We start from the raw sequence: 12,194 nt of genomic DNA on the forward strand, positions 1-12,194 counted from the left end.
ATCAGTGCTTATGACAATATCCCCGTAGTTAAGAATACAATTATATTGTATCATAAATTTAATGGGATAAAATTTTAAAAAACGAAAAAAATCAACAGGGGCTTTATGCGCTTTTTTTTTGCATAATAATAAAGAGTACATATAGTCATACCACAAGAATTACAGAAATAAAAAAAGAGTCACCTAGTCTAATATACTAAGTTGACTCCATTGACCTCTTCATGAGTGAAGGGGTATTTTTTATCTGAGAAAATTTTTTCTGTTTCTGTAAGGAACTTTTCTTTTCAAGTGTTTTGTAATAAGATAAACATAAAGTTGAGGAGGATGGTTATGTTAAAGGCAGTTATTTTTGATATGGATGGGCTTTTGATTGATAGTGAAGTCATTTCATATAAATGTTATAAAAAATTGATTGAAAGTTATGGATATTCATTTACAATGGATGATTATGTCAAAGATTATCCAGGGAAGCAATTGAAAGTCTCTTTACAGTTTATTAAGGAACATTATCATCTGGATTATGATATTGAAGAAAAATTTCAATTATTTCATCGTTTAGAAACACAATTCATGCAAGAAGATGGGGTTGCATTAAAAAAAGGAGCAAAAGAATTATTACAATATCTTAAAGATCATCATTATCAAATCGCTTTAGCTACATCTAGTCTCCCTTCAAGAGCTTGCCATATTTTAGACATGCATCATATTCTTTCTTATTTTGATGAAATCATTTGTGGCAGTGATGTCCAAAGAGGGAAGCCATATCCTGATATTTTCTTAAAAGCCTGTGAAAGATTAAATGTTTTGCCGTCAGAGGCTATTGTTTTAGAAGATAGTGAAGCAGGTATACAGGCGGCTTATGATGCGAAAGTGCCTGTCTATTGTATTCCTGATTTAAAGCAACCAGGTGAAGACTATGTACAAAAGACACAAGGTGTTTTGGCATCATTATTGGATGTTATAACAATCTTAGAAAATATGTGATGACATAAAAAACTATAATCAACCGGATCTGATTGATTATAGTGTATTTTTTTATAATAAATGAATGTGATTTTCTTTACATAATTTCATAGTTTCATCATCCCATAAAGAAGCTTGTACTTCTCCAATATGAGCTTTTCTTAAAAAGAACATACATAAACGGCTTTGACCAATTCCACCACCAATACTTAATGGAAGAACATGATTGATTACATTTTGATGGAAAGGTAAAGATAAACGTTCCATTGCATTGGCTTTTTCTAATTGTTCTTTTAATGCGTGTTCATCTACACGAATACCCATACTTGAAATTTCTAATGCATCATCTAATTGCGTGTTATAAACAAGGATATCCCCATTTAATTTCCAATCATCATAATCAGGTGCACGTCCATCATGTTTTTTTCCTGATTTTAAAATATCCCCAATTTGTAAGATGCAGACAGCTTTTTTATCTTTTGTGATAGCTTTTTCTCTTTCTTTAGGTGAAAGATCTGGATATAAATCTTCTAACTCTTGAGAAGTGATAAAATAGATTTCATCAGGTAAAATAGATTCACCGAGTTGTGGGTAGTGTCTGATCATGAGAAATTCAACATCTAATAAAGCATTATATATTTTTGAAACAATTGCTTTAAAATAATCTAAAGTACGATCTTCCTTGGAAATCACCATTTCCCAATCCCATTGGTCTACATACATAGAATGAATATTATCTAATTCTTCATCTTTTCTAATTGCATTCATATCTGTATATAAACCTGTATGTTGTTCAAAACCATAGCGATAAAGAGCATCTCTTTTCCATTTAGCTAAAGAATGAATGATTTCGATTTCATCATTATGATTCAATTCAAATGAAGTAAATGAAACAGGTTTTTCAATTCCGTTTAAATCATCATTAAGCCCAGTATTTTTTAATAGAAATAAAGGCGCAGAGACACGTGTTAAACGAAGCTGTTCAGCTAATCTTCTTTCAAATGTATCTTTAATCATCTTAATAGCAACTTCAGTTTCAATTAAATTAAGATGTGGTTGATAATCATTTGGTATAATGATTTGACTCATTTTTGATTCCCCCTTCATATAATTATTGCTATTATAGTATATTGTAGAATATTAGTCAAAATGATATTTTAAAAATATCATAAAATATTTGTTATTTTTAGATATTTTATAAAATAAATAGGAACTATACTTAAATATTCTAATAATATTGACTTGTATTTTAAAATTGTATACAATGTAACAAATATGGAAAGCAGGTGTATATCATGAATGAAAAGAAATATGTGAGTACAAGAGGTCAACAAAGACCATTGGATTTTTGTGATGCTATTTTACAGGGAATTGGTAGTGATGGAGGATTGCTTGTTCCTGCTTTTGAATTGGATCAGAAAGATTTAAAAGCATTACAACATTTATCTTATGTAGACATGGCAACTGAAATTATGACTTCTTTTGTGGGAGAACAGGAAAAAGAAGAAATGAGAGCATTATGTCAAAAAGCTTATGGACAAAATTTATTTCCTCAGGAAGTTGTTCCTGTTAAACAGGCAGGAGATGTTTTTATCGCTGAATTATTCCAGGGACCAACAGCCGCTTTTAAAGATATGGCATTATCATTATTGCCACATTTTATGACATATTCACTTAAGAAAAAAGGTGAACAAAGAAAAGTTATGATTTTAGCTGCAACATCTGGAGATACTGGAAAAGCTGCTTTAGAAGGATTTAAAGATGTAGATGGAACATATATTCAGGTTTTCTATCCTGTTGATGGGGTTTCACCTATTCAAAAACAACAAATGGTAACACAGACAGGAAACAATGTTGATGTGGTTGGAATTCAGGGAAATTTTGATGATGCTCAAAGAGCAGTGAAACAGGCTTTTCAATCATCAGCATTAAAAGATTTATGTGATGAACATCATGTTTTCCTTTCTTCAGCTAACTCTATTAATATAGGGCGTTTGATTCCACAGATTGTGTATTATTTTTATTCATATATGACACTTGTTAATAAAAATGAGATTCGTTTAGGTGAGAGTGTTCATTTCACTATACCAAGTGGAAACTTTGGGAATTGTTTGGCTGGAGTTCTAGCGAAAAAGATGGGTTTACCAATCCAAAAATTTATTGTAGCGTCTAATAGAAATAATATTTTGACTGATTTTTTCCGTACTGGGAAATATGATGCACGTCGTGAATTTTATAAAACAAATGCACCTGCCATGGATATCCTTGTTTCAAGTAATTTAGAAAGACTTGTGTATATGATGGCACAGGAAAGTCAAAAGGTAAAATCATATATGGATGATTTGAATCAAAATGGTGTTTATGAAATTTCATCTGATTTACTAGAAAAGATACAGGATGTATTTAAGGCAGGATGGCTTAATGAAGATGAAGTACTAGATACAATCAAAACATGTTTTGAACAGACAGGTTATCTTTTAGATACACATACTGCTATTGGTTATGGCGTTTATAAAGAATATCAAAAGACTTCGGGAGATGAAACAAAGACAATTATTTTAGCGACAGCTTCACCATATAAATTTGCTGATTCTGTTTATAAAGCTTTAACAGATCAAAGCTTATCTGAATATCAAGCGATTGAAGCTGTTTATGAAAAAACAGGTGTTGATATTCCAAAACCATTAGTTCAACTTGATCAAAAAGAAATTTTACATCAAAAAGTTATTGATAAAGATGATATAATTCATGAGATTTCTCAAAAAATAAAGGAGATGTCATTATGAAAGTCAAAGTGAGAGTTCCGGCGACAAGTGCTAACTTAGGACCGGGATTTGATGTTGCAGGTCTTGCTGTGACATTATACAATACATTTGTTTTTGAATTGCTGGATCAGGGCTTAGAAATTACGGGCTGTCCGCAACAATTCTGTAATCAGGACAATTTAACTTATCGAGCATTTGTTGAAGGTGCAAAAGCTTGTGGATTGCAGTTTCAAGGATTACGTATTGAATGTAGTGGAGATGTCCCTTATACAAGAGGTTTAGGAAGTTCTTCAACATGTATTGTTGCAGGTATTGTCGGTGCATATGCGTTCATGGACCGTAGTGAAGATCGACAGGAAATATTAGAACTGGCAACACAAATAGAAGGTCATCCAGATAACGTAGCACCAGCCATTTTTGGTGGATTGACAGTGTCAGTCATGAATGAAAAACATGTCACAACGTTGAATATTCCTGTCAAACATGATTATCGTTTTGTTGCTTTTATACCTCCATTTACTTTATCAACAGAAAAATCTCGTGCTGTTTTACCGCAACAGTTGCCTCGTCAGGATGCTATTGCGAATGTTTCTCATTTAGCATTAATGGTTGCCTCTTTAATCAATGGATATGATGATGGACTTAAACTTGGTTTTAAGGATCGCCTGCATCAACCTTATCGTGGAACTTTAATTCAGGGATATGATGAAATTATGTCTGTTTTGGAACAGGATGAACATGTGCTGGGATGCTATTTATCAGGGGCTGGTCCAACGATTATGGCATTGATTAGAGAAAGTGATAAAAAAGGTGTTGTAAGAATGAAGGAAGAGCTTGGTGATTTGTTGAAAGATTGGCAGGTAGAAAAATTAGAATTAGATATGCGTGGTTATACATGTGATTATGAATAGGTATCTTCATAAGATGCCTTTTTATTTTCAAATGATTCAATTTACGCTATAATTATCAAGAAAAGGAGCTGAGTCATAGTGAAGAATTATCATACTCATACAAGACGTTGTCAACATGCTATAGATAGTGAAGAAGATTATATTCTATCAGCTATTCAATCTGGTTATACAGAACTTGGATTTAGTGATCATACCCCTTGGATTTATGATTCCTCATTTCATCCAACGATGCGTATGGAAGCCTATGAGATTGATGATTATGTATCAACTTTATTAAAATTAAAGGAAAAATACAAAAATCAAATCTCTATTAAAATAGGATTGGAATGTGAATATTTCGAAAAATATATGGATGGTTTAAGAAACATGTTAAAACAATATCCTATTGATTATATTATTTTAGGTCATCATTATGATGGCAGTGATGAAACAGGTATATATTTTGGACATCCTCTTACAAAATCACAATTATCTCAATATGTTGATAGCTGCATAAAAGCTATGGAAACTGGATTATACAGTTATGTGGCACATCCAGATTTGGCACGTTATGATACATCGGATCCATTCTATAAGCAGGAAATGCTTAGATTATGTATCAAGGCAAAGGAAATGAATTTACCATTAGAATTTAATTTGTTAGGATATAAAACACATCGTCATTATCCTAATGATTCTTTTTTCAAAATAGCTAGAGAGGTGGGCAATCGCATTATTATTGGAACAGATGCTCATGAAAGCCAATCTTTACTGGATATGAAAACGTATCATCAGGCCCGACAACATTTAGAAAACTTAGGTTTATCCATAACTGAAGACATAACTTTTTTAAGATAGCTGTGAAAAAGAGATGTAGAGAAGATAGAACAGAGCTATCTTTTTATATGAGAAATGATGAAGAAAAGCATCATAAAATGACTTAAAAAAAAGACAGAATTGTCTATAAAAAAGACATATAATCATGTTATAATGATGAATAAGAGGAGTGTTAAAATATGGAACATGTGACAGATATAGATAAAAAGAATTATATAGATGATTGTAAAGAAATTGTAAGAACAACTATTGCTTTGGAAAAAATAGAATTATCAGATCATGAATTAACTTTATTGACTGAAGAAATTATGGATACTTCATTATCTATAGGAGGAGATTTTTCTAAAGAAAATATACGTTACATTGCCGTGCAGTATGTACGTAATCAGTTTTTACCACGTTTTCAAAAAGCTCATAAAGGAGGATAAAATATGACGTTTGATAAAGCAGTCATGGAAAAATTCATGGCTGATCATCAATCACAGTATGTAGGAAAATATCGTTATCATAGTGGCTATCGCACTGAAGAACATACGTTTAAAGTGCATTATTATATGTTGGATCAGAATTTTAGACAAATTGATATTTTTGTTGAAATTCATTGTCAGGGTGAAATTACGTATACTTTTTCAGAAGATCTACATGAACAGGAAAAGCTTTATATTGTTAAAGATGCTCTTTCAAGAATACTAGCAAAACTAGGATATAAACGTGTTTTGCATTATTCATTGTATGAGAATTTTATCAAGACAGTATCAAGCGAACTGAATATCTTAGCCCCTATTGATTTCTGTGATATTTTAAGTTATATGAAGTATCATCATGGAATTAACCAACAAACAATGGATGATTTCTATAAAATTTTCTTACCATGTTTAAAGATGAATTTGAAACATAAGAATTATAAAAACTTTATTGATTCAGTGAATCTTTTATTTGAATCTGTGCTATATCAATATGAGTGGGATGGTACCAATTCAAAATATTTAGATACTGAATATCAATATCATCTTTATTATATTAGAAAAATCATACGCATTGTTTATCGTCATTTAGATAAATTTTATAAGAATGTTCCTGATGAACTTTTTAAGGCTATTCGTACACTATGCTTAAATTCACGATTTACATTTGCTATTATGACTGATTTTGGATCTATGGTTTTATCACAATACCATGTGACAAAAGCTATTATAGATACATTTAAAGATGAATTTACATTAATAGAGAAAGATTTTGTATTGGTTGATAAAAAGAAAGATGAAAATCAGGGGAATCTTGTTTTTTCGTATATTTACTATATTTTTTATAGTGATTATGATCATTATTATGAAGTTTTAATGAATGTGTTGCGTAATATTATTCATTATATGTTAACTTTTGCAAATCATGATTTGGATCTGGCATTAGGAAATTCTATTATTCAAGCAGAAGGATATCAGATCTTACTGGATTTATTCCATAGAGATTATAATACCTTTGTCTTTACTTGTTTTCCAATTGAATCTTTCCCAGATAACATGAAACCAAAAGTGAGAGATGAATTGGTGACAGCTATACAGTATTTTGCAGCAAGAATGGAAAATGAAAGTTATCGCCTCAGTTCATTTGAACAGGTTACAAATATTAATAGATTATTAATGGATAATTTTAAGGAGTGGTATAAATGAAAAAGAAGGTAGCCATTACAACAGCAGTTGCTTCTACTTTAACAGCTTCTACCTTAACAGCAAGCTTAGCTTTAGCTAATCAGTTTGCTAAAAAGGTATTATATCGTGAACATTTAAATAAAGAAGATCAAGGAAACTGGTATGAAAAAATCAATGCTCAAAAAGTCAAAATACAAAATCATAAAGGTTTATATCTTCAAGCTTATCTGATAGAAAAACCAAATGCGACAAGAACAATTGTTTGTTTGCATGCATTAATGGCATCAGCGAAGTCTTTAACACAGACTGTTGAATATTTAGAAAGCGTTTTTGAAAATGATAATATTTTAATGATTGATGCACATGCTCATGGTTTAAGTGATGGATATATTCGTGGTTTTGGTTATCGTGATGTTTTTGATTTAATGTATTTCAATACGTATTTATTACAGAAGTATGGAGATCAGCATCGTTTGATTATGTATGGAAAAGGAATGGGAGCAAATACGATTTTAAATGCTTCTGGACTTGGTAAATTAAAGAATGTAGATTTGATTATCAGTGAAGGAGCTTATGACAATGTTTATCACTATTTGACATTGAAATGTCAAAAAGAGATGAAAGTAACGAAATATTTAGCGGGTATGATGATTAGAAAAGTCGTGAAAGATGAGTTAAAGCTAGATATTAAAAAATTAGATACTGTAGAACTGGTTAAGAAAAATCAGATTCCAACAGTTTATATTCATTCTAAAAATGATCAGGATGTGCCATTCCATATGGTATTTCCATTATATAATCATGATGCTTCTGAGAAATTATTGTTTCCAATCAAAGAAGAACATCTTTATGATTTAAAAGATCAACAGGATTCATATTCATTATCTCTTATTGAGTTTATGAATGAGAATATATAAAAAGGAGGACTTATATGTATTTTGAAAAATCAAAAGGTTTCCCTCAAGACTTTTTATGGGGAAGTGCATCTGCTGCCTATCAGGTAGAAGGTGGATGGGATGCAGATGGAAAAGGTGTTTCCAATTGGGATAAGTTTGTAAGAATTCCAGGAAAGACTTTTAAAGCAACAACAGGGGATAAAGCTGTTGACCATTATCATCGTTACAAGGAAGATGTCAAATTAATGGCAGAAATGGGATTAAAAACGTATCGTTTCTCTATTGCCTGGACAAGAATCTATCCAAATGGAAATGGTGAAGTGAATGAAGCTGGGCTTCAATTCTATGATAATTTAATTAATGAATTATTAAAATATGGCATTGAACCTATGGTGACAGTTTATCACTGGGATATGCCTCAAGCTTTAGAAGATCAATATCATGGATGGGAAAGTCGTCAGATTGTTGATGATTATGTAAACTATGCAACAACACTTTTCAAAAGATATGGAGATCGTGTTAAATATTGGATTACAATGAACGAACAAAATATCTTTACATCATTTGGATGGTTAAAAGGAATGCATCCACCAGGAAAAGAAAATGATATGAAAACATTCTATCAGGTTAACCATCATGCCAATATGGCACATGCAAAGACAGTTTTGGCTTTAAAAGAAATGTATCCTGACGCCAAAGTTGGTGCTTCATTTGCTTATAGTCCATGTTATGCATATGATAGAAAACCTGAAAATGCGATGGCTAAAGCTGATTATGATGATTTACAAAATTATTGGTGGATGGATATCTATGCTTATGGACGTTATCCAAGAAGTGCTTGGGCATATTTAGAAAGTCAAGGAGTCACTCCACAAATGGAAGATGGCGATGAAGACATTTTGAAAAAAGCTGCTGCATTAGTTGACTTTATGGGTGTGAATTATTATCAGACATGTGTTGCTGAATATAATGATATCAATGGTGTTGGTATGACGAATACAATGAACAACACAGGTGAAAAAGGAACAGCTCAAGTTCAAGGTGTACCAGGATTATATAAGAATCCGGCAAATGATTTCTTGCCAACAACTGACTGGGATTGGACAATAGATCCAATGGGAATCAGAATGTGCTGTCGTGATATTACTTCACGTTATGATTTACCTGTTGTTATTTCTGAAAATGGTTTAGGAGCTTTTGATAAGGTTGAAGATGGACAGGTTCATGATCCATATCGTATTGCTTATTTAAAAGCACATATTGAAGAATTAAAGAAAGCTATTGATGATGGATGTCGAGTTTTGGCTTATTGTACATGGTCATATACAGATTTATTAAGCTGGTTAAATGGATATCAGAAACGTTATGGATTTGTATATGTTGATAGAGAAGAAGATGAAAATTCTGGAACATTGAATAGAATTCCAAAAGATTCTTATTATTGGTATAAAAAAGTCATCGAAACAAACGGTGAAGAATTATAGGATGAAGAAGGTATATATCATTTCATGATACATACCTTTTTTTGACCACTTACTTTGACATATGAACCACTTAGGCTAGGAGTATTTACTTTTTTGGTATTTCTTATTATAGTAAAGATATCAAAGGAGATTAGATATGAAAGTCAAAATAGAAATAGATGAGAGTTTACAGGAAGAAGAAGTGGTTATTAAAGCTCCATCTTTGAATGAAAAAGTGCAACGCATACAAGAAGTGATTCATGATATGTCTAAAAGTTCAAAAACAATGATTTTTTATAAAGGTCAAGTAGAATATTATTTATCATTGGACGATATTTTATTTTTTGAAACCAGTGATCATCATATTCATGCCCATACCAAAAATGATATGTATCAGATTAAATATAAACTGTATGAACTTGAAGAAATGTTACCAGGAAATTTTATGAGAATATCAAAGTCGACTATTTTGAATGTCAAGAAAATATATGCTATTCATAAAACAATATCTAGTCCATGTCTTATTGAATTTGAAGATACACATAAGCAAGTGTATGTATCTAGACATTATTATAAACCACTCAAAATAAGATTAGAGGAAAAGAGGTTATAAGATGAAAAAAAGTAAAATGTTTTGGGGTGTTTTGTTTATTGCTTTGGCAGTCTTATTGATTGTGACACAATTAGGTCTTGTGAATATACATATGAGTATATGGACTTTATTACTGACAGTTTTTTTTGGTGTATCTGCTTTATCTAGTTTATTACATAAACGTGCAACAGGATTCTTGTTTTCAATAGCGTTTTTAATCATCATTTATGATGAGCCACTTGGTTTAGAAGCCATTACGCCTTGGACAGTCTTAATAGCTGCCTTATTAGCAAGTATAGGTTGTCATATATTATTTCCATCATCAAAAAAACATACCCATTACGCACAGGATATTCAAGATAAAAAAACTGTAAAAGATGGGCATGTTGATATTAAAGAAAGCTTTGGAAGCTGTATTCGTTATATTGACTCACAAAATATGGAAGATATAACCATTACCAATAGAGCAGGAATGATGAAGATTTATTTTGATCAGGCTGATATAAAAGGACAGGAGATCAATTGTTATCTTTATATGAGCTGTGCCATGTTAGAACTTTATATTCCAAAGACATGGAAAGTGAAGAATTGTACAGATAGTGTACTATCATATATTGATATGGAAATGTTTGATCATAATATTGTTGAACATACAATGATTTTAAAAGGAAAAATAAATTTATCTGAAGTGAAGATTATCTATGTATAGCTATAATGTGAAATCATATTATAGCTTTTGATATGCCTTTTTTAAAAATTGAGCAACCCCATCTTGATCATTGGAAGGGATGATTTGAGTAGCGATTGCTTTTAATTTTTCATGTGCATTATCTACTGTATAAGCTTCATCAGCTAACTGAAACATTTCTATATCATTTTCTCCATCTCCAAAAACAACAAGACGATCATAATGATAAATATGTTTTAATTGTTCAATAGCATGTGCTTTAGATGTCCCTTGAGGCATAATTTCAAGCCATTGTTGATTTGTATAAATATCTTTTTGGAATAAACAATGATATTGTTTTTGATAATATTCATAAAACGGTTTAAGCTTATCTGTTTCATCAATCAATGTGACATAAAAAATTTGACCAACATAAAAGTCTTTGGGATGATGGATGATTCTGATACGTGGATCACCTTTCCTAGACTCAATAAATTCAAGCATTCCGGGTGTGCATTTTTCTGGAATAAAAGAAAATTTTTCTTCACCGTCAATAAACGCATAGACAATAGGATAAAGATGATTGTTTAAAAAATGATCTAAAAGCAGATGAATATCTTCTTGGAAACAATGTGATAATAAGATCTCACCTGATACATTATCTCTCACACATGCACCATTATAAACAATTAAAGGAAAAGGCGCCTGTAATCCTTGTGTGACTTTCTTAGCTGTCTGATAAGATCTGGCAGTTGCATAAGAAAATAACATACCATCACTAACAAGCTGATTGATTGTCTGGATGGTAAAGGGAGATAATGTCTGATTGGAATTTAATAGTGTACCATCTAAATCAGAAACATAAAGCGTTGTCATAATGATTCCTCCTATCTTTAAATATAGTTTAATTAATGGAAGAATAAATGAAAAGCTTTTTTTAAAGAAATATAAAATATGGTATAATGAATAAAGAAGTGAGGTTGAGATATGAAAAGAAAAATACAAATAGTTGCGATAAATGCAATGATAGCCTGTATATATGCTGTTTTCACTTTGGTATGTTCTGCTTTTTCTTATGGTGCAATTCAGTTAAGATTATCTGAAATATTGATTTTCTTAGCTTTTTATAATCGTCGCTATATTCCGGGATTACTTGTAGGATGCATGTTGGCTAATGCGTTTTCTCCATTAGGCATTTATGATGTTATATTTGGTACGCTAGCATCATTTATAACTTGTCTATCATTGACAATGATTTCTAACTTATTTCTAGGAGCTTTTTTAGGTGCTTTGTTTAATGGGATTATTGTTGGTGCAGAGTTATATTTTTTATTGGATTTACCATTTTTTATAAATGCTATGTATGTGTTTATAGGGGAACTGATTGTATTATTGATAGGTGTCTTTGTGTTTAAATTCTTAGAAAAGAATCCATCTTTGATGCAAAAATATATTATGGAAGATAAATAAAG

The 12,194-nt window shown here is 31.1% G+C and carries 13 protein-coding genes; 11 read left to right on the top strand and 2 right to left on the bottom strand.

From position 1 onward, the window contains the following. The first annotated feature begins 330 nt into the window (after positions 1-330). Positions 331-984 carry an HAD family hydrolase gene (locus tag B5E87_RS08240; protein WP_087244454.1) on the top strand — a complete coding sequence of 218 codons (654 nt, stop codon included), beginning with the start codon at positions 331-333 and terminating at the stop codon, positions 982-984. Between the two features lie 51 nt (positions 985-1,035). On the opposite strand, the gene asnA is transcribed toward B5E87_RS08240, so the two are convergent. Then, positions 1,036-2,052 carry an aspartate--ammonia ligase gene (gene asnA, locus B5E87_RS08245; RefSeq protein WP_087244455.1) on the bottom strand — a complete coding sequence of 339 codons (1,017 nt, stop codon included), beginning with the start codon at positions 2,050-2,052 and terminating at the stop codon, positions 1,036-1,038. Positions 2,053-2,258: 206 nt separating this feature from the next. On the opposite strand from asnA, the gene thrC reads away from it, so the two are divergent. The 9 genes from thrC (at position 2,259) to B5E87_RS08290 (ending at position 10,764) form a co-directional block, all read left to right on the top strand. Then, positions 2,259-3,749, top strand: coding sequence for a threonine synthase (gene thrC, locus B5E87_RS08250; protein ID WP_087244456.1), 1,491 nt, complete (start codon positions 2,259-2,261; stop codon positions 3,747-3,749). After that, the gene (gene thrB / locus B5E87_RS08255; protein WP_087244457.1) at positions 3,746-4,639 is read left to right on the top strand and encodes a homoserine kinase; all 894 of its coding nucleotides are present in this window, start codon (positions 3,746-3,748) and stop codon (positions 4,637-4,639) included. The genes thrC and thrB overlap by 4 nt, the downstream gene beginning before the upstream one ends. A gap of 78 nt (positions 4,640-4,717) precedes the next feature. Further along, positions 4,718-5,476, top strand: coding sequence for a histidinol-phosphatase (locus tag B5E87_RS08260; protein ID WP_087244458.1), 759 nt, complete (start codon positions 4,718-4,720; stop codon positions 5,474-5,476). Between the two features lie 158 nt (positions 5,477-5,634). Then, on the top strand, positions 5,635-5,883 hold the full coding sequence (locus tag B5E87_RS08265; RefSeq protein ID WP_087244459.1) for a hypothetical protein: 249 nt from the start codon (positions 5,635-5,637) through the stop codon (positions 5,881-5,883). 3 nt (positions 5,884-5,886) lie between these two features. Continuing rightward, the gene (locus B5E87_RS08270; protein WP_087244460.1) at positions 5,887-7,125 is read left to right on the top strand and encodes a hypothetical protein; all 1,239 of its coding nucleotides are present in this window, start codon (positions 5,887-5,889) and stop codon (positions 7,123-7,125) included. After that, positions 7,122-8,021 (top strand): alpha/beta hydrolase, encoded by a 900-nt coding sequence (locus tag B5E87_RS08275; protein ID WP_087244461.1) that lies wholly within the window; start codon positions 7,122-7,124, stop codon positions 8,019-8,021. Before B5E87_RS08270 ends, B5E87_RS08275 begins: the two co-directional genes overlap by 4 nt. A 14-nt stretch (positions 8,022-8,035) precedes the next feature. After that, positions 8,036-9,484 carry a glycoside hydrolase family 1 protein gene (locus B5E87_RS08280; protein WP_087244462.1) on the top strand — a complete coding sequence of 483 codons (1,449 nt, stop codon included), beginning with the start codon at positions 8,036-8,038 and terminating at the stop codon, positions 9,482-9,484. 136 nt (positions 9,485-9,620) lie between these two features. Continuing rightward, positions 9,621-10,076, top strand: coding sequence for a LytTR family DNA-binding domain-containing protein (locus B5E87_RS08285; protein WP_087244463.1), 456 nt, complete (start codon positions 9,621-9,623; stop codon positions 10,074-10,076). A gap of 1 nt (position 10,077) precedes the next feature. Next, complete coding sequence (locus B5E87_RS08290; protein ID WP_087244464.1) at positions 10,078-10,764, top strand: LiaF transmembrane domain-containing protein; 687 nt, start codon at positions 10,078-10,080, stop codon at positions 10,762-10,764. 18 nt (positions 10,765-10,782) lie between these two features. Here the strand turns inward: B5E87_RS08290 and B5E87_RS08295 are convergent, their stop codons facing one another. Further along, complete coding sequence (locus B5E87_RS08295; protein ID WP_087244465.1) at positions 10,783-11,598, bottom strand: Cof-type HAD-IIB family hydrolase; 816 nt, start codon at positions 11,596-11,598, stop codon at positions 10,783-10,785. A 111-nt stretch (positions 11,599-11,709) separates the two neighbouring features. Here B5E87_RS08295 and B5E87_RS08300 point away from each other — a divergent pair, with 111 nt between their 5' ends. After that, the gene (locus B5E87_RS08300) at positions 11,710-12,192 is read left to right on the top strand and encodes a QueT transporter family protein (protein ID WP_087244466.1); all 483 of its coding nucleotides are present in this window, start codon (positions 11,710-11,712) and stop codon (positions 12,190-12,192) included. The last annotated feature ends 2 nt before the right edge of the window (positions 12,193-12,194 follow it).

The sequence above is a fragment of the Massilimicrobiota sp. An142 genome, assembly GCF_002160725.1.
GTDB classification, from domain to species: Bacteria; Bacillota_I; Bacilli_A; order Erysipelotrichales; family Coprobacillaceae; genus Allocoprobacillus; species Allocoprobacillus merdigallinarum.